Annotated in this window: 2 protein-coding genes; both read right to left on the reverse strand. The window is 74.7% G+C overall.

Annotation, left to right across the window (positions count from 1 at the left end; genetic code table 11):
• Nucleotides 1–24: 24 nt before the first annotated feature.
• The gene (locus ACGF5T_RS09555) at nt 25–10,746 is read right to left on the reverse strand and encodes a type I polyketide synthase (RefSeq protein ID WP_392887382.1); all 10,722 of its coding nucleotides are present in this window, start codon (nt 10,744–10,746) and stop codon (nt 25–27) included.
• Complete coding sequence (locus ACGF5T_RS09560) at nt 10,743–20,210, reverse strand: type I polyketide synthase (protein ID WP_392887384.1); 9,468 nt, start codon at nt 20,208–20,210, stop codon at nt 10,743–10,745. The genes ACGF5T_RS09555 and ACGF5T_RS09560 overlap by 4 nt, the downstream gene beginning before the upstream one ends.
• Nucleotides 20,211–20,560: the final 350 nt, after the last annotated feature.

Here is a 20,560-nt window from a genome sequence, read left to right on the forward strand (position 1 = left end):
CCGACGGTCTCGTCCGGCATCGCCTCAGGCTCCCAGTTCGTTGTCGATGAAGGCGAAGAGGTTGTCGTCGTCCGCCGCGTCGAGGTTTCCGGCGGCGGTGACGAGGCCCGAACCGTCCGCGGTGTCGTGCCGGGCGAGCAGTGCGTGCAGGCGCGAGATCACGCGGCTGCGGGTCTCGTCGCCCGGACCGGTCCCGGCGAGGGCCGCATCGAGCCGATCGAGGTCGGCCAAGAGCGCGGCGGGGCCGGACTCGGCGCTCTCGACGACCAGTTGGTCCAGCAGGTGGTCGGCCAGGCGACTGGCGGTCGGGTGGTCGAAGACCAACGTGGTCGTCAACCGCAGGCCGGTGGCGGCGCTGAGCTGGTTGCGGATCTCGATCGCGCTGAGCGAGCTGAATCCCAGGTCGACGAAGCCCGTCTCGGGGTCGATGGCCTCGGCGGAGGCGTGTCCGAGGACGGCGGCCGCGTGGCCGCGGACCAGGTCGAGCACCACCTGCCGCCGCTCGGACGGGTCGAGGGGAGCCAGACGGGCGCTCAGCGACGGCGCGTCCGGCCTCTCGCCCTCGGCCGCCCGCCGGACCGGCGGTGGGACGAGGGTGCGCAGCAGTGCGGGCACCGGAACACTGTCCGCGCGGGCCCGCAGGGCGGCCAGGTCCAGGCGTGCCGCCACCAGGTGGGCGCGGCCGGCGGTGAGGGCGGCGTCGAGCAGGGCGAGGCCGTCCCGGTCGGACAGAGCGGTTCCGCTGCCGGTCGCGTCCTCGCGTGCGGCGTCCGCGAGGTGGCCGGTCATGCCGGTGCCGGTGGCCCACATGCCCCAGCCGATGGAGAGGGCGTCCCCGCCCCGGGCCCGGATCCGGGCGGCCAGGGCGTCCAGAGTGGCGTTGGCGGCGGCGTAGTTGGCCTGGCCGGCCGGCCCGAAGGTGCCGCCGGCGGAGGAGAAGAACACGAACAGTTCGGCCCCGGTCAGTCTGCTCAGGTGGAACGCCGCGTCGGCCTTGGGGCGCAGTACGGCCGCGACGCGCTTGGGCGTCATCGACTCGAAGACACCGTCGTCGAGGACGCCCGCCGCGTGCACCACGGTGGCGATCCGGCGGCCGGTCAGCACCTCGGCGAGGCGGTCGGCGTCGGCGGTGTCGCAGGCCACGATGTCGGCCCGCGCGCCGAGCGCGGCGAGGTCGGCGGCGAGATCGGCGGCTCCGGGGGCGTCCGGGCCGGAACGGCTGAGCAGGAGCAGGTCGGTGATGCCGTGGGCGGTGGCGAGGTGCCGGGCCACCAGGCCGCCGAGGACGCCGGTGCCGCCGGTGACCAGGACGGTCCCGGTGGGCAGTGCGGGCTCGCCCGCGGGCCGGGCCCGGACCAGGCGTGGCACCAGCAGGGAACCGCCGCGCAGGGCGGTCTCCGGCTCGTCGGGGACGAGTGCCTCGGCGAGTCCGGTGAGGTCGCCGTCGGTGTCGACGAGGACGAACCGGCCGGGGTGTTCGGCGTGTGCCGACCGCAGCAGTCCCCGGGCGGCCGCGCCGGGCAGGTCGGTGATGTCCTCACCGTCCCGGACGGCGACGGAACCGCAGGTGAGCAGCGCGATGCGGGACCCGTCGAAGCGCCGGTCCGCGAGGAGTGTCTGTGCCGAGTCGAGGACCTCGGCCACCCGCTCGTGCACGGCCTGCGCGTCGTCCTCGTCCGGCGTTCCCGCCCCCGAGAGGAGGACGACCTCGGGCACGTTCATCCCCGCGTCGGCGTAGGCGAGCAGCGCGGCGGTGTCGGCGTGCCACTCGACGGCGAGGTTCTCGTCGGCCAGGTGGTCGGCGGCGCCGAGGACGTCGCCGCCGACCACGGCCCAGGACGTGGGGAACGGCCCGGGTGCGGCGGATGTCCAGTCGGTGGTGAACAGCGCGTCGCCGGGCCCGTTCGCGGAGGCCAGCTGGGCCGCGGAGACCGGTCGGAGGTCCAGCGACTCGACATGGACCACCGGGGCGCCGGTGGTGGTCACGGCCTCCAGGCGTACGGCCTCCCGCTCGGCGGAGCGGCTCAGCCGGACCCGCAGTTCGGTGCTGCCCGCCGCGTGCAGGGTGACGCCCTGCCACGCGAAGGGGATCCGCACCCCGCCGGTGCCGGGAAGGAGCCCGCCGGCTCCGATGGCGTGCAGGGCGGCGTCGAAGAGGGCGGGGTGCACGGAGAAGCCCTCGGCGCCGGCGCGGACGTCCTGCGGGAGCGTGACCTCGGCGAACACCTCGTCGTCCCGCCGCCAGACGGAGCGCAGGCCCCGGAAGGCGGGACCGTAGCCGTAACCGCTGTCGGCGGCGGGCTCGTAGAACCCGGCCAGGTCGACCGGTTCGGCGTCCGTGGGTGGCCACGGAACCGGCTCCGGGACGTGACCGGCCGGGTCGGCGGCACGCACGGTGCCCCTCGCGTTGCGGGTCCAGGGCCCCTCGTCGCCCTCGAGGCGGGAGTAGAGGGTGAGGGAGCGGGTGCTCTCCGCAGGAACGCTGTCCGCGACGACCACCTGCAGGATGACCGCCCGTCCCTCGGGCAGGGTGAGCGGGGCCTCCAGGGCGAGGTCGTCCAGGTGCGGGCAGCCGGCCGACGTGCCGGCCCGGACGGCGAGTTCGACCAGTGCGGTGCCGGGGAGCAGGACGGTGCCGAGCAGGACGTGGTCGGCGATCCACGGGTGGGTGTCCGCCGCGATCCGTCCGGTGAGCAGCAGGCCGTCCGTGCCGGCCACGGGAACCGCCGCGCCGAGCAGCGGGTGGTCGGTGCGGTCGAGGCCCATCGCGGAGACGTCGGCGGGCAGCGCCCTGTTCTCGGGCCAGAAGCGGTCCCGCTGGAACGGGTAGGTGGGCAGCCCGACGCCGCTGCCGGTGCGGTCCTCCAGTACGCGCGTCCAGTCGACGGGGGCGCCGTGCACATGGGCCTCGGCCAACGCGCTCACCCAACGCCGCGCACCCCCCTCACCACGCCGCAACGTCCCCAGCACCACCCCCGCACCACCCGCCGCCTCGATACTCTCCTGCACCCCCACAGCCAGCACCGGATGCGGACTCACCTCCACGAACAAGGTGCGCCCCTCGGCCAGCAGGCCACGCGTGACCTCCTCGAACCGCACCGTATTGCGCAGATTCCCGAACCAGTACTCCGCATCCAGCCCAGCGGAGTCCATGCGCACACCGGTGACCGTCGAATAGAACGGCACCGCGGAGGACACCGGAGCGATCGGGGCCAGATCCTCCAGCAGCCGCTCACGGATCCGCTCCACCTGCCCGCAGTGCGAGGCGTAGTCCACCGGAACCCGCCGCGCCCTGACACCCTCCCCCTCGCAGTGCGCCAGCAACTCCTCCACCGCACCCGCCTCGCCCGACACCACCGTGGAACCGGGCCCGTTGACCGCCGCCACCGACAACCCCGCCCACCGTGCCGCCAGCTTCTCCGCCTCCAGGACGGGCACCGCCAGGGACACCATCCCGCCCCGCCCCGCCAACTCCCGGGCGATCGCACGCGCCCGCAACGCCACCACCCGCGCCCCGTCCTCCAACGACAACCCCCCGGCAACCACCGCCGCCGCGATCTCCCCCTGCGAATGACCCACCACCCCGGCCGGCACCACCCCCACCGAAGCCCACAACCTCGCCAACGACACCATCACCGCCCACAACACCGGCTGGACCACCTCCACCCGCTCCAGCTCCACACCCTCACCCCGCACCACCTCCAGCAAGGGGAAATCGGTGAACGGCTCCAACGCCCTCCCGCACTCCGCCATCGCCTCGGCGAACACCGGCTCCCGCTCCAGCAACTCCGCAGCCATCCCCGCCCACTGCGAGCCCTGACCCGGAAACACGAACACCGGAGACACCCGCGAACGCGCCACACCCCGCACCACACCCGGATGCGCCACACCCCCCGCCAACGCCCCCAACCCACCCACACGATCCGGCCCCACCACCACCGCCCGGTGCTCCAACACCGCGCGTCCGGTGGCCAGTCGCCACGCGGCGTCCTCGGGGTCCGCTTCGTCCGCCACGGCGAGGAGCCGGGCGGCCGACTCCTGGAGGGCGGCCGCGCTCTTGCCGGACAGGATCCAGGGCGGCACCGGGAGAGCGGGCCGCGCCGGCGCGCTGTCGTCGACGGGCGCGGGCGACGGTGCCGGCGCGCGGTATTCCTCCAGTACCACGTGCGCGTTGGTGCCGCTGATGCCGAAGGAGGAGACCGCGGCGCGGCGCGGTTGCTCTCCGCTGGGCCAGGCCAGGGCCTGGGTGAGCAGTTCGACGGCCCCGGAGGACCAGTCCACGTGCGGGGTGGGCTCGTCCGCGTGCAGGGTTCGCGGCAGCACCCCGTGCCGCAGCGCCTGCACCATCTTGATCACACCACCCGCACCCGCCGCGGCCTGCGTGTGCCCGATGTTGGACTTCAACGACCCCAGCCACAACGGCCGCCCCGCGGGCCGGTCCTGACCGTAGGCGTTCAGCAACGCCTGCGCCTCGATCGGATCACCCAGAGTCGTACCCGTACCGTGCGCCTCCACCACGTCGATGTCTGCGGCGGTCAGCCGGGCGGCGGCCAGCGCGGCACGGATCACGCGTTCCTGCGAGGGACCGTTCGGCGCGGTCAGTCCGTTGGACGCGCCGTCCTGGTTGACCGCGGAACCGCGCACCACCGCCATGACCTCGTGCCCGTTGCGGACGGCGTCCGAGAGCCGCTCCACCAGCAGCACACCGACGCCCTCGGCCCAGCCGGTGCCGTCGGCGTCCGCGGAGAACGAGCGGCAGCGGCCGTCGGAGGCGAGGCCGCGCTGCCTGCTGAAGTCGACGAAGACGCCCGGGGTGGAGAGCACCGTGACGCCGCCCGCCAGCGCCATGTCGCACTCGCCGTTGCGCAGCGCCTGGCAGGCCAGGTGCAGGGTGACCAGGGACGACGAGCAGGCGGTGTCCACGGTCATGGCCGGGCCTTCGAGCCCGAAGGTGTAGGACACCCGGCCGGCCAGCACGCTGCCGGCGGTGCCGGTGCCGAGGTAGCCCTCGACCCCCTCCGGCAGCACGGTCACGGTGGCACCGTAGTCGTGGTACATGAGTCCGGCGAACACTCCGGTGGAGCTGCCGCGCAGCGAGGTCGGGTCGAGTCCGGCCCGTTCGAAGGCCTCCCAGGAGGCTTCCAGCATCAGCCGCTGCTGGGGGTCCATCGCCAGCGCCTCGCGCGGCGAGATGCCGAAGGGCACGGGGTCGAAGCGGTCCGCGTCGTGCACGAAGCCGCCCTGGAGGACGTAGGACTTGCCGGCCGCGTCGGGGTCGGGGTCGTAGAGGGCCGTGGTGTCCCAGCCGCGGTTGTCCGGGAAGGGACCGATGGCGTCGGAGCCCGTCGCCACCAGGCGCCACAGGTCCTCGGGGCTGTTCACCTCGCCGGGGTAGCGGCAGCTCATCCCGACGATGGCGATGGGCTCGTCGCTGCCGCCGGTGCGGTCGGCCCGCACCGGCGCCGCGGTGTCCGCCCCGATCAGGCGGGGCAGCAGGTGGGCCACCAGGGCCTGCGGGGAGGGGTGGTCGAAGACGAGACCCGCGGGCAGCCGCAGGCCCGTCACGGCGCCGAGCCGGTTGCGCAGTTCCACGGCGGTCAACGAGTCGAAGCCCAGGTCCTTGAACGGCTTGTGGTCCTCGATCGGCTCCGCACCGGTGTGCCCGAGGACACCGGCGACCTCGGACCGCACCACCTGAGCGAGCAGCTCGGTCCGTTCGGCCTCCCCGAGGCCGGCGAGGCGCTCGCCCAGCGGAGAGGCGGCACCGCGCACCGCACGCCCCACCTCGGGCAGGACGCGGCGGGTGACCAGACCCCGCAGCAGGGGCGCCACCCCGGCCGGGTCGCGGTCCGCGGCCTCCCGCAGCTCGGCGAGGTTCAGACGGAGGGCGACCAGGTGCGGGGTGTCGCCCGTCCGGACGGCGTCCAGGACGGCCAGTGCTTCGTCGGTGGCCAGCGCGGAGCCCACCCGCCGGATCCTGGCCCGTCCCGTCTCGTCCAGCCCGGCGGAGATGCCGGAGGTCTCCGCCCACAGGCCCCAGCCGACGGAGACGGCGCCCGGCCTGCGGCGGGCGACGGCGTCCAGGACCGCGTTCGCCGCCGCGTAGCCGGCCTGGCCGGGGGACCCGAAGGTCGCCGAGGCGGAGGAGAACAGCACGAACAGGGAGACGTCGCCGACCAGGTCGTCCAGGTGCAGCGCGGAGGCCGCCTTGGCGTCCAGCACCGCGTCGAGCCGGTCGGGGGTCAGGGAGGTGACCACGCCGTCGTCCAGGATGCCGGCGGCGTGCACCACTCCGGTCAGCGGCCGGTCGGCGGGGATGCCGGCGAGTACGTCGGCGAGCGCTTCGCGGTCGGCCACGTCGCAGGCGAGGGCACGGGCGCGGGCCCCCAGGGCGGCCAGCTCGGCGATCAGTTCGTCGGCCCCGGGTGCTTCGGGGCCGCGTCGGCTCACCAACAGTAGTTCGCGGACACCGTGCCGGGCGGCCAGGTGCCGGGCGACGCGGCCCCCCAGGACGCCGGTGCCACCGGTGACGAGTACCGTGCCGTGTGCCTGAGCCGGGTCCGGCGCGACGGGGGGAACGGCGGCGCGGACGAGACGGGGCGCGCACCACCGGCCGTCACGTAGAGCGAGTTGCGGTTCGTCGGCCTCCGTCAGGCCGGTGACCGGTGTGCAGCCTTCGGACGGGTCCAGGTCGAGCAGGACGAAACGTCCCGGGTGCTCGGTCTGCGCGCTGCGCACCAGCCCCCACACCGCGGCGGCGGCCGGGTCGACCGGGGTGTCCCCGGCGGGCACGGCGCCTCGGGTGAGCAGGACGAGACGGGAGGCGGCGAAGCGCTCGTCGGCGAGCCAGGTCCGCACGTACTCCAGGGCACGGTGGGCGGCGCGGCGGACCGCGGCGGGCCCGTCCAGCGTCACCGGGCCGTCGGGGTCCCCGGGGTCCGTGTCGGTGTGGACGGCCACCAGGGCGGGAGGCTCGTCCAGGGCCGTCAGTCCCTTCGCGCCGGTGACGACCGTCCACGGGGCGGCCGGGCCCGAGGCGGGCAGGGCGGTCCACTCGACGCGGAAGAGCGTGTCGGGCGGGATCCGGCCCTCCATGGGCGCCGCCGGACGCAGCACCAGGGACTCCACGGAGGCGACCGGCCGTCCCGTCGGGTCGGCGAGTTCGAGCGAGACGGCGTCCGTACCGGCGGGGGTCAGGCGTACGCGCAGGGCGGTGGCGCCCTTGGCGTGGAGGGTGACGCCGGACCAGCTGAACGGGATCCGGACGGCCGGGTCCTGCTGCGCGGGGCCGCTCAGGGCCGCACAGTGCAGGGCCGCATCGAAGAGGGCGGGGTGCAGGTCGAAGCCCCCGGCGTCCGGGGCGGCCGCGTCGTCGGCCACGACGGGCAGCGCCACGTCGGCGTAGACCGCGCCGTCGGGGGCGCGCCAGGCGCCGCGCAGGCCCTGGAAGAGGGGCCCGTAGTCGAGGCCTGCGGCCGCCGCGGTGGCGTAGAAGTCGTCCAGTGCCACCGGCTGGGCGTCGCGCGGCGGCCACTCGGCCAGGGTGTCGCCCGCCGTCGGACGGGCGGGGGCCAGGACGCCGGTGGCGTGCCGGACCCAGCCGCCGTCGGTGCCCACGATCCCGTCGGCCTCGTCGGGGCGGGTGTAGAGGGCGATCTCCCGGGAGCCGTCCGCCAGCGGGGGGCCCACCTCCGCCTGGATCCGGAGACCGCCCGACTCGGGCAGGTGCACCGGGGTGTCCAGGGTCAGCTCGTCCACCACGGCGCAGCCCACCTGGCTGCCGGCGTGCAGGGCGAGGTCGACGAGCGCGGTGCCCGGGACGAGTACCGCACCGAGCACACGGTGGTCGTCGAGCCAGGGGTGGGTGGTGCGGGACAGCCGGCCGGTGAGCACGAGGCCCCCGTCACCGGCCACCGAGACGAGCGCGCCCAGCAGCGGGTGTCCGGCGCCGCTCAGGCCGACCGTCCTGAGGTCGGCCGGGCTGGTGAGGGTCGGCCAGTAGCGCTGCCGCTGGAAGGCGTAGGTGGGCAGGTCCACCCGGCGGGGACTCCACGGTTCCAGGACGGCCGCCCAGTCGGGGTCGAGCCCGGCGACGTGCAGCCGCGCCACGGCCCGCAGCAGGCTGTCCGTCTGGTCGCGGCCCCTGCGCTGGAGCGGAACGGTGACGGCGGTGTCGTCCTCGGCGCCGACCAGGGCGCTGAGCAGTCCGTCGGGGCCCACCTCGACGTACCGGGTGACGCCCTGGCGGGCCAGTTCCTCGGCGGTGCCGGCGAACCGGACGGTCGACCGGACCTGTCCGACCCAGTGCTCCCAGGTCGTCGGGTCGCTGTCGGGGCCGACGGTGGAGACCAGCGGGATCGTCGGCGGGTGGTAGGTCAGGTCGCGGGCGATCGCGGCGAACGCGGCGAGCATGGGTTCCATCAGGTGCGAGTGGAAGGCGTGCGAGACCGCGAGCCGCTTGACCTTGCGGCCCTGACCGCGCAGCCGTTCCTCCAGCGCGCCGATCGCGCGGGCGTCACCCGAGACCGTCAGGGACGTCGGACCGTTGACCGCCGCGAGGTCCACGCCCGCGGGCAGTTCGATCTCGCCCTCGGCCGCCTCGACGGCCAGCATCGCGCCGCCCTCGGGCAGGTCCTCCATCAGCCGGCCGCGGGCCGCGACCAGGCGACAGGCGTCGTCCAGCGACAGGATGCCCGCGACGTGGGCGGCGGCCAGTTCGCCGATCGAGTGGCCCGCCAGTACGTCGGGGCGCAGGCCCCATGACTCGGCCAGGCGGAAGAGGGCGACCTCCACGGCGAACAGGGCCGGCTGGGTGTGGACGGTGCGGTCCAGTGCCGCGCCGTCCTCGAAGACGACCTCCTTCAGTGGCCGCTCACCGCCCACCTTCCGGCACACCGTGTCGAAGACCTCGGCGAACACCGGGAAGGTGGCGTACAGGTCGCGCGCCATGCCCGCGTGCTGCGCGCCCTGTCCGGTGAACAGGAAGGCGGTCAGGCCGGGCCGTACGGCGCCGGTGAGCACGTCGGGTCCGGTGCGGCCCTCTTCGACGTCCCGCAGGCCGGCCCGGGCGTGTGCCAGGTCGGTGGCGAGGACCACGGCGCGGTGCTCGTGGGACCGGCGGGTCGCGCCGAGGGAGTGGGCGAGGTCGACGAGTTCGCCGGCGGCCCCCGCCCCGTCGTCGAGGAAGGTGCGCAGCCGTTCGGCCTGCGCCGTCAGGGCTGGCGCGGTCCGGCCGGACACCGGCAGCGGCACCGTGCCGGGGGCGGGCCGACGGGTCGCGGGCCCTTCGGCGAGCCCCTCTGCGGGGGCCTCGGCGGGTGCTTCCTCCAGGATGACGTGCGCGTTGGTGCCACTGATGCCGAAGGAGGAGACGGCCGCCCTGCGGGGCTGTTCTCCGGGTTCCCAGGGCTGTTCCCCGGTGAGCAGCTCGATGCGGCCGGAGGACCAGTCCACGTGCGGGGTGGGCACGTCGGCGTGGAGGGTGCGGGGCAGCACGCCGTGGCGCATCGCCAGCACCATCTTGATCACGCCGGCGGCCCCGGCGGCGGACTGGGCGTGGCCGATGTTGGACTTCAGCGAGCCGAGCCACAGCGGACGGTCCCGGTCCCGGCCGTAGGTGGCCAGCAGCGCCTGCGCCTCGATGGGGTCGCCGAGCGTGGTGCCGGTGCCGTGCGCCTCGACGGCGTCGACCTGGTCGGGCGTCAGGCGGGCGTCGTCGAGCGCAGCGCGGATGACACGTTCCTGGGCGGGACCGCTGGGGGCGGTGAGGCCGTTGGAGGCCCCGTCCTGGTTGACCGCGCTGCCGCGGATCAGCGCGAGCACCGGGTGGCCGTTGCGGCGGGCGTCGGAGAGCCGCTCGACGAGCAGGACGCCGACGCCCTCGCTCCAGCCGGTGCCGTCCGCGTCGGCGGAGAACGCCTTGCACCGGCCGTCGGAGGCCAGGCCGCCCTGACGGTTGAACTCGTGGAAGGCGATCGGGTGCGGCATGACGGTGACCCCGCCGGCGAAGGCCATCGAGCAGTCACCGGCGCGGATGGACTGGGCCGCCAGGTGCAGGGCGGTCAGCGACGAGGAGCACGCGGTGTCCACACTGACGGCGGGCCCCCGCAGGCCCAGGGTGTAGGCGATACGGCCGGAGAGGACGGCGGTGGCGCTGCCGGTGAGCTGGTAGCCCTCGGTACCGGCCATGCCCGCCTGCATGTTGATGCCGTAGCCCTGCCCGGTGGTGCCGATGAACACGCCCGTACGGGAGCCGCGCAGCGTGTCGGGATGGATTCCGGCTCGCTCCATCGCCTCCCAGACCGACTCCAGGACGAGCCGCTGCTGCGGGTCCATGGCGAGCGCCTCGCGCGGGTTGATGCCGAAGAACGCGGGGTCGAACATGCCCGCGTCGTGCAGGAAGCCGCCCTGGGACGCTTCGGGGGCCGCGACGCCCTCGGCGCCCACCAGGGGACCGTCGTCCCAGCCGCGGTCGCCGGGGAACGGGGTGACGGCGTCCGTGCCGGAGGCGAGCAGCCGCCAGAGGTCCTCGGGCGAGCGCACGCCGCCGGGCAGGGTGCAGGCCACCGACACCACGGCCATGGGCTCGTGCTCCTGCGACTCGGCCTCGCGCAACCGCCGCCGCGTGTCGTGCAGTTCGGCGATGGCCCGGCCGAGGTAGTCACGGAGCTTGTGCTCGGTGGGGCTCTTGCTCGCTTCGGTCGTCATCGGGCTCTCCTGCGGGGTTCTTGGAGCGGCGGCGGTCACTTGAGTCCCAGATCCCTCTCGACCAGATCGAACAGTTCGTCGTCCGTGGCGTCTCCCAGCCGGTCGGCCAGGGCGGCGCTCTCGGCCGAGGCCGTACCGGTACCGGTCCCGCTCCGTGCCGTGGCGAGCAGCGACTCCAGTCGCATCACGATCCGGACCCGGTCGAGGTCGTCGCCGGAACGGCGGGCGAGCGCCGCCTCGAGCCGGTCGAGGTCGTCCGCCGACGGCAGGTCGTCGACGGTGTCCTCGGGCATCAGCAGGCCCAGCAGGTGCTCCGCCAGCGCGACGGGCGTCGGCTGGTCGAAGACGAGCGTGGCCGGCAGGGTCAGGCCGCTCGCGGAGGCCAGCCCGTCCCGCAGCGCAACGGCGGTCAGCGAGTCGGCGCCCAGGTCGCGGAAGGTGCGTTCCGGCTCGATGTCCTCGGCTCGCGCGTGGCCGAGCGCGACGGCGGCGTGGGTGCGGACCAGCTCCAGCGCCGCGCGTTCGCGTTCCACCGGCGACAGCCCGGCCAGCCGGCCGCGGAACCCGTCCTGCACCGTGTCGGGAGCGGCTGTGACCCCGGCGGGCGTCAGGGCACGTACTTCGGGCAGTTCGGCCAGCAGCGGGCTGGGGCGCAGCGCGGTGAAGGAGGGTTCGAACCGCTCCCAGTCGACCTGCGCGGCGGCCGTGGACGGTTCGCGGGCCTCGAGTGCCTGGCGCAGGGCGACCAGGGCGGGGCCGGGCTGGAGGAGTGAGATGCCGCGGCGCAGCATCGGTTGTACGGCGGCCTGGTCGACCATGCCGCCGCCGTCCCACGGCCCCCAGGCGACGGAGAGGACGGGGGCGCCTTCCCGGCTGCGCTGCTGGGCGAGCGCGTCGAGGTAGGCGTTGCCGGCCGCGTAGCCGCCGTGCTGTCCGACGCCCCACGTCGCGGCGATGGAGGAGAAGTGGACGACGGCGTCCAGTCGCGTGGGGTCGAGCAGTTCGTCGAGGTGCCGGGCGCCGGCGACCTTGCCGCCGACCAGGTGGGCGAGGTCCGCGACGCCGGTGTCGGCGAGCGGGGCCAGCACGCCCAGGCCGGCGGTGTGCATGACGGTCCGGACGGTGACGCCGTCGGCGGCCAGCGCGTCGAGCACCCGGCCGACGTCGTCGCGGTCCTGCAGGTCGCAGGCGACGACGGTGACGCGGGCGCCGAGGGCGGTGAGTTCCCCGGTGAGGTCGCGGGCGCCCGGGGCGTCGGGGCCGCGCCGACTCAGCAGGACGAGGTGTTCGGCGCCCTCGGTCGCCAGCCAGCGGGCGACGTGGCCGCCGATGGCACCGGTGCCGCCGGTGATCAGTACCGTGCCGTCCGGTGTCCATCCCGTACCGGGACGCGGGGGGACGGGGTCGGCGTGGCGCAGCCGTCGTCCGAGGGTGGCCTCGGCCCGGACCGCCACCTGGTCCTCGCCGTCGGTGCGGGTCAGGGTCGCCGCGAGCCGGGCGGCCAGGCCCGGGTCGTCGCCGAGGCCGTCGGCGGGCAGGTCGACCAGACCGCCCCAGTGGCGGGGGTGTTCCAGCGCCGCCACCCGGCCCAGGCCCCACACGGCAGCCTGGGCCGCGCTGGTCGGTGCCTCGTCCTCGCCCGCGCCGACGGCGCCCGCGGTGAGGGTCCACAACGGGCCCGGGTCGACGTCGAGCGCGGCGTGCAGCAGGCAGAGGGTGCCGGCCAGGCCGGCGGTGAGCACCGGGTGGTCCGGGTGCGGCGTCTCGTCCAGGGCGAGCAGGGAGACCACGCCGCGGAGTCGTTCGCCGGGGACGACGTAGTCGCGGAGCAGGTCCGCGAACTCCTCCGCGTCGGTGTGGGAGGGGTCGACGAGGAGCAGGTCGACGTCGCCCTGCCGTTCGGTGAGCGCCGCGCGGCAGGCGTCGACCGTCGCGTCGGCGTCGTCCGTGGCCACCAGGAGCCACCGTCCCGCGCAGGATGCCGTGGACGGCTCCTCCAGGGGCTTCCAGGCGATCCGGTACCGCCAGGCGCCGACGGTCTCGTACGCGCGGGCGTCGCTGTGCCAGGCCGACAGGGCCGGCAGCAGGGGTTCCAGCGCCGCCGGGTCGAGGCCCGCGGTGGCGGCCAGGGACTCGACGTCGCCGTCGTCGACGGCCGCCCAGAAGCGGGACTCCGCCGGTGAGACGGCGGGCGCCGGTGCCGCGGTCGCGTCGGGCGCCGGGGGGTCGGACCAGTAGCGGGTGCGCTGGAAGGGGTAGGTGGGCAGCTGGACCCGGTTTCCCGCACCCGTCACCGCCGGCCAGTCGACCTCCGCGCCCCGTACGTGAGCCCGGGCCACCACGCGCAGCAGCGTCTCCGCCTCGCGGTGCCCCGAGCGCAGCGCGGGAACCGCCACCAGGCCGTCGACCTGCTCCTGGGCGAGGGCGGAGAGCACCCCGGCGGGGCCCAGCTCCAGCGCCGTCCGCACCCCGGCGAACCGGCCGAGCGCGTCGGCGAAACGGACCGGCTCGCGCACCTGGCCCACCCAGTACTCGGACGTGGCCAGGTCACCGGGAGCGGTGGTCAGGACCGGGATCTGCGGGGCGTGGTAGGCCAACGACCGCGCCACGGCCGCGAACTCGGCCAGCATCGGCTCCATCAAGCGGGAGTGGAAGGCGTGCGAGACCGCGAGGCGCTTCACCCGCACACCTTGCGCCCGGAACCACTCCTCCAGACCGGCGATGGCCTCCGCCTCCCCGGACACCGTCACCGACGTGGGCCCGTTCACCGCCGCCAGGTCCACCCCGTCAAGCAGCTCCAGGTCCTCCTCGGCCACCTCCACGGCCAGCATCGCCCCGCCGCCCGGCAACGCGTCCATCAACCGCCCCCGCGCCGACACGAGCATGCAGGCATCGTCCAGCGACAACACCCCCGCCACGTGCGCGGCGGCCAACTCACCGATGGAATGCCCCACCAGCACATCCGGGGTCACACCCCACGACTCCAGCAACCGGAACAGCGCCACCTCCAACGCGAACAACCCCGCCTGCGCGTAGACCGTCCGCTCCAGCAACCCCGCGTCCTCGCCGAACACCACCTCCCGCAACGGACGTTCGAGATCCACCCGCGCACACACCGCGTCGAAGGCATCCGCGAACACCGGGAACGCCTCGTACAGCTCCCGGCCCATCCCCGACCGCTGCGAACCCTGACCCGAGAACAGCAGCGCCAGGCGGCCGGAGTCGGCGAGGTCGCGGACGGTCAGGTGGCCGGCGTCAGCGAGGTCGGCGAGCTCGGTGAGCAGGGCCTCGCGGTCGTGTCCCAGGGCGACGGCGCGGTGTTCCAGAGGGGCCCGGCCGTCCGCCAGGGAGACCGCCACGTCGACCGGGTGGAGAGCATCGTCCCGCGTGACCCGCTCGGCCAGTCGGACGGCCTGCTCCCGCAGCGCCTGCGGAGTGCGGGCCGAGAGCACCCATGGGACCAGGGGCGGGGCCGCCCGGCGCGCGGGGCTCGCGGAGCCGGTCGGAGCGGGAGCGTGTTCCAGCACCACGTGTGCGTTGGTGCCGCTGATACCGAAGGCGGACACTCCCGCTCGGCGGGGGCGGTCCAGCTCCGGCCACGGACGGGCCTCGGTGAGCAGTTCGACCGCGCCCGTCGTCCAGTCCACCTCGGGGGTGGGCTCGGTCACGTGCAGGGTACGGGGCAGCACGCCGTGCCGCAGCGCCATGACCGTCTTGATGATGCCGCCGACCCCGGCCGCGGCCTGGGCGTGTCCGATGTTGGACTTCAACGACCCCAGCCACAGGGGGCGTTCGGGGTCGCGCTCCTGTCCGTAGACGTTGAGCAGGGCCTGCGCCTCGATGGGATCACCCAGCTTCGTGCCGGTGCCGTGCGCCTCCACGAGGTCCACCTCGTGCGGTCCCAGACCGGCCGTCGCCAGCGCCGCCCGGATCACCCGCTGCTGGGAGGGGCCGTTCGGCGCCGTCAACCCGTTGGACGCGCCGTCGGAGTTCACCGCGGAGCCGCGCACCACCGCCAGCACCTCGTGCCCGTTGCGCCGCGCCTCGGAGAGCCGCTCCACCAGCAGCAGCCCCACCCCCTCGCCCCAGCCGGTGCCGTCCGCGTCGGCGGAGAACGCCCGGCAGCGGCCGTCGGAGGCCAGGCCGTCCTGCCGGGCGAACTCGGAGAAGACGCCGGGGCTGGTCATCACCGCGACGCCGCCGACGACGGCCATCGTGCACTCGCCGGCGCGCAGCGACCGCGCCGCGAGGTGCAGGGCCACGAGGGACGACGAGCAGGCGGTGTCCACGGTCAGCGTCGGGCCCTCCAGCCCGAAGACGTAGGCCACCCGGCCGGACAGGACGCTGCCCGACATTCCGGTGAGCGAGTGTCCTTCGGAGCCGGGGACGGTGACGCCCACTCCGTATCCGGACGGCGAGGCACCGATGAAGACTCCGGTGGGCGTCGAGCGCACGGTGTGCGGTCCCAGACCGGCGCGCTCGAACAGCTCCCAGGAGGTCTCGAGCAGCAGCCGCTGCTGCGGGTCCATCGCCATGGCCTCGCGCGGTGAGATGCCGAACAGGTCGGCGTCGAAGGAGGTGGCGTCGTGTACGAAGCCTCCTACGCGGGTGTAGGAGGTGCCGGGCCCCGTGTCGTCGTCGGTGGGCCACCCGCGGTCGGACGGGAAGCCGCCGACCGCGTCGATGCCCTCGGTGACCAGCCGCCACAGTGCCTCGGGCGAGGAGGCGCCACCCGGGTACCGGCATGCCATGCCGACGATCGCCAGGGGCTCGTCGGACGCCTCGGCCGTCGTGACGGTCTCGCGGTCGTCGCCGCTGACCAGCGAGAGCACGTGGCGGGAGACGTCCGAGGGGGTCGGATGGTCGAAGACCAGCGTCGTGGGCAGGCGCAGGTCGAGAGCGCCGGCCACCCGGTTGCGGACGGTGACGGCGGTGAGGGAGTCCACGCCGAGGTCCTTGAACGGGCGGTCGGCGTCGACCGGTTCGGTGTAGCCGAGGACCGCCGCCGTCTCCCGGCGGACCAGGTCCAGGACGGTACGGGCCCACTCCGACTCCGGCAGCCCGGCCAGCAGGCTCCGCACGGCCGAGACCCGGTCCTCGTCGGCCGGTCCCCCGCTCAGGGCCTCGGTGGCCTCAGGGAGGGCCGAGAGCAGCGGGCTGGGCCGACGGCTGGTGAAGGCCGGGGTGAAGCGCGCCCAGTCGACGTCCGCGACGACCACGCAGGTGTCGCCGGTGTCGATGGCGTGCTCCAGGGCGGTGACGCACAGCCCCGGCGGCATGGGGCGCAGGCCCCGGCGCCTCAGGTACGCGTCGGCTCCGTCCCGGGCGGCCATGCCGATCTCGGCCCAGGAGCCCCAGGCCACGGCGGTGCCGGTCCGGCCGGCGGCCCTGCGGGCCGCGACGAGGGCGTCGAGGTGGGCGTTGGCGGCGGCGTAGGCGGCCTGGCCCCCGCTCCCCCACACTCCGGCGATGGAGGAGAACAGCACGAACAGTTCGGCGTCGGGCAGCAGCGCGTCGAGGTGCTCGGCGCCGACGGCCTTGGCCCGCAGTCCCTCGGCCAGGACGGGTACGGAGGTGGAGTCCAGCGGTTGGGCCGGATCGGTTCCGGCCGCGTGCACGACTCCGGTGACCGGGTGCTCGGCGAGCAGGGCGGCCAGGGCGTCCCGGTCGGTGGCATCGCACGCGAGGGCGACCGCGGTGGCTCCCAGGTCGGCGAGTTCGGCGACCAGTTCGGCGGCGCCGGGCGCGCCGGGGCCCCTCCTGCTGGTCAGTACCAGCTTCCGGGTGCCCCGGCGGGCGAGCATGCGGGCGGTCTCGGCGCCCAGCGCGCCGGTGCCACCGGTGATCAGCACCGCCTCGGGTACCGCTTTCCCGGCCGGGGAGTCGGCGGCCGGCGCGTGGAGCAGGCGGCGCGCGTAGACGCCCTCGGCCCGGACGGCGACCTGGTCCTCCGTGCCGGCGAGCACGGCGGCGAGGCGGGCCGTCGCCCGGGGCTCGGGGTCGGCCGGCAGGTCGATCAGTCCGCCCCACCGCTCGGGGTGCTCCAGCGCGGCCACCCGGCCCAGCCCCCAGAGGCGGGCGGTGGCGGGGTCGACGATCCGGTCGGCGCGGTGCGTGGCGACGGCGCCGGTCGTGACGCACCACAGCGGGGCGGTGACTTCGGCATCGGCCAGTGCCTGGACGGCCGTGAGGGTCGCGCCGAGGCCGACGGTCACCGCCCCGTCCTCGGGATGGGCCCGATGGTCGTCGGCGAGGAGCGACAGGACTCCGGTGACCGGTTCCGCCCCCTCGGCTCCTCCGGCCGCCTCGCGCAGGAGTTCGCTGAGCCCCCACCGGTCGAGGGAGTCGTCGGGGACCGTGACGTCGACCGGTTCCGCACCCGCCTCCAGCAGCGCCCGGGCGCAGCGTTCGGCGTGGTCGGTGTCGACGCCCTTGGTGTGCAGCAGGAGCCAGCGCCCGTCGAGGGTGCCGGCCCGGGGGATGTCGAGGGGCTGCCAGGCTTCGCGGTAGCGCCAGGAGTTCACGGTGGAGTGTTCGGCCCGGTCCCGACGCCACACCGCCAGCGCCGGCAGGACGGACTCCAGGCCGTCACGTGAGTCCAGGCGCAGGGTGCCGGACACCTGCTCGTAGTCGAGCCGGTCGACGGCTTCCCAGAAGTCCGCCTCGACGGGGTCGGCGTCCGTGGTGCCGCTCGTGGCGCCCACCGCCTCGGGCGGGGCGGTCATCCAGTAGTGGGCGCGCTGGAAGGCGTAGGTCGGCAGGTCGACGGGATCGGCCTGCGGCAGTACGCGCGTCCAGTCGACGGGGGCGCCGTGCACATGGGCCTCGGCCAACGCGCTCACCCAACGCCGCGCACCCCCCTCACCACGCCGCAACGTCCCCAGCACCACCCCCGCACCACCCGCCGCCTCGATACTCTCCTGCACCCCCACAGCCAGCACCGGATGCGGACTCACCTCCACGAACAAGGTGCGCCCCTCGGCCAGCAGGCCACGCGTGACCTCCTCGAACCGCACCGTATTGCGCAGATTCCCGAACCAGTACTCCGCATCCAGCCCAGCGGAGTCCATGCGCACACCGGTCACCGTCGAATAGAACGGCACCGCGGAGGACACCGGAGCGATCGGGGCCAGATCCTCCAGCAGCCGCCCACGGATCCGCTCCACCTGCCCGCAGTGCGAGGCGTAGTCCACCGGAACCCGCCGCGCCCTGACACCCTCCCCCTCGCAGTGCGCCAGCAACTCCTCCACCGCACCCGCCTCACCCGACACCACCGTCGAACCGGGCCCGTTGACCGCCGCCACCGACAACCCCGCCCACCGCCCCGCCAGCGCCTCCGCCTCCACAACCGGCACCGCCAGGGACACCATCCCGCCCCGCCCCGCCAACTCCCGGGCGATCGCACGCGCCCGCAACGCCACCACCCGCGCCCCGTCCTCCAACGACAACCCCCCGGCAACCACCGCCGCCGCGATCTCCCCCTGCGAATGACCCACCACCCCGGCCGGCACCACCCCCACCGAAGCCCACAACCTCGCCAACGACACCATCACCGCCCACAGGACCGGCTGGACCACCTCCACCCGCTCCAGCTCCACACCCTCACCCCGCACCACCTCCCCCAGCGAGAAGTCGGTGAACGGCTCCAACGCCCTCCCGCACTCCGCCATCGCCTCGGCGAACACCGGCTCCCGCTCCAGCAACTCCGCGGCCATCCCCGCCCACTGCGAGCCCTGACCCGGAAACACGAACACCGGAGACACCCGCGAACGCGCCACACCCCGCACCACACCCGGATGCGCCACACCCCCCGCCAACGCCCCCAACCCACCCACACGATCCGGCCCCACCACCACCGCCCGGTGCTCCAACACCGCGCGGGAGACCGCCAGGGTGCGCGCGACACCGACCGGGTCGAGGTCGCCGGCGACCTCGGCCAGCCGTTCGGCCTGGCCCCGCAGCGCCTCGGGGGTCCGGGCGGAGAGGATCCAGGGCAGCGTCGTGGTGTCGGCGATGCGCGGCGCGGGCTCGTCGGTGTGGTCGGCCCTGCGCCCGGCCTCTTCCTCGGCCCCCCTCTCGCCCCCGTCGTCGGCCTCGTCCTCGGCCGGTGCGGCCGTGGCGTCGGCACCCTCCAGGAGGAGGTGGGCGTTGGTTCCGCTGATGCTGAACGAGGAGACGCCCGCACGGCGGGGCCGCTCGGGGTTCTGCTGCCAGGACATGGGGTCGGTCAGCAGCCGGACGTGGCCCTGGGACCAGTCGACGTGCGGGGTGGGTTCGGTGACGTGGAGGGTGGGCGGCAGCTCCCCGGCGCGCAGGGCCATGACCATCTTGATGAGGCCGGCGACACCGGACGCGGCCTGGGCGTGCCCGATGTTGGACTTGATCGAACCCAGCCACAGCGGCTGGTCGGCGGGCCGGTCCTGACCGTAGGCGTTGAGCAGCGCCTGCGCCTCGATCGGATCGCCCAGGGTGGTACCGGTGCCGTGCGCCTCCACCACGTCGATGTCGGCGGCGGCGAGCCGTGCGTTCTCGAGCGCGGCACGGATGACGCGTTCCTGCGAGGGGCCGTTCGGGGCGCTCAGGCCGTTGGACGCGCCGTCCTGGTTGACCGCGGAGCCTCTGATCACGGCGAGCACCCGGTCGCCGCGGCGGCGGGCGTCCGACAGGCGGCGCAGCACGAGGACGCCGGCGCCCTCGGACCAGCCGGTGCCGTCGGCGTCGGCGGAGAACGGCTTGCAGCGGCCGTCGGCCGCGAGGCCTCGTTGCCTGCTGAACTCGGTGAAGATGCCCGGGCTGGTCATGACGGTGACGCCGCCCGCGAGCGCCGTGTCGCACTCGCCGTTGCGCAGCGCCTGCACCGCGAGGTGGGTGGCGACCAGCGAGGACGAACAGGCGGTGTCCACGGTGACCGCGAGCCCTTCGAGGCCCAGGGCGTAGGCGACGCGGCCGGACACGACGCTGGGCGCGCTGCCGGTGAGCAGGTGGCCCTCGACGCCCTGCGGGAGGGTGCGCAGACCGGTGCCGTAGGCGGAGGACGAGGAACCGATGAAGACGCCGGTACGGGATCCGCGCAGGGACAGCGGGTCGATGCCGGCGCGTTCCAGGGCTTCCCAGGAGGTCTCCAGCATCAGCCGCTGCTGGGGGTCCATCGCGAGCGCCTCGTGGGGGGAGATGCCGAACAGGTCGGCGTCGAACTCGCCCGCGTCGTGGAGGAATCCGCCCTCCCGCACGTACGTCGTGCCGGCGGCATCGGGGTCGTCGTCGTGGACGGCGGTGTCCCAGCCGCGATCGAGGGGGAAGCCGGAGATCCCGTCACGGCCCTCGGAGACCAGGTGCCAGAGGTCCTCCGGGGAGTGCACACCGCCGGGGTAGCGGCAGCCCATGCCGACGACCGCCACGGGTTCGCTCCCGCGCGCCTCGACCTCCCGCAGCCGGCGCCGGGTCTGCCGCAGGTCCGCGGTGAGCCGCCTGAGGTAGTCGAGATACTTCTGATTGTCGGCCACTCGATGCCACCTTCTCCGGACCGGCAGTTCATTTTTTCGCGCCGGGAATCTCGCACAGCTCACACGGGCCGCGTGATGCGAAGTGTTGTGGGTTGCCGAATGATTTCGGGTCCCCGGGAAAACCGCCCCATTACCGCCAGCAAAAACCCTCACCGAGGCTACGAACGACTCGAAGCCGCGGACAACCCCTAGCCCACCCCTAGGGGGGACGGACCGTGAGGTCGCTCCGGGGGCCCGGGCAGCGGGCCGGGACGCCGGGAATATCCGGTCCGAGGAAAGGGGTCGCGTCGTCCGAATACGCCGAGCGGCTGGGACCGCGCGGACCGGTCCGCGTCATCACGCGCCGACCG

Origin of the sequence: Streptomyces sp. NPDC047853, from assembly GCF_043204535.1 — a bacterium.
In the GTDB taxonomy this organism is placed as follows: Bacteria; Actinomycetota; Actinomycetes; order Streptomycetales; family Streptomycetaceae; genus Streptomyces.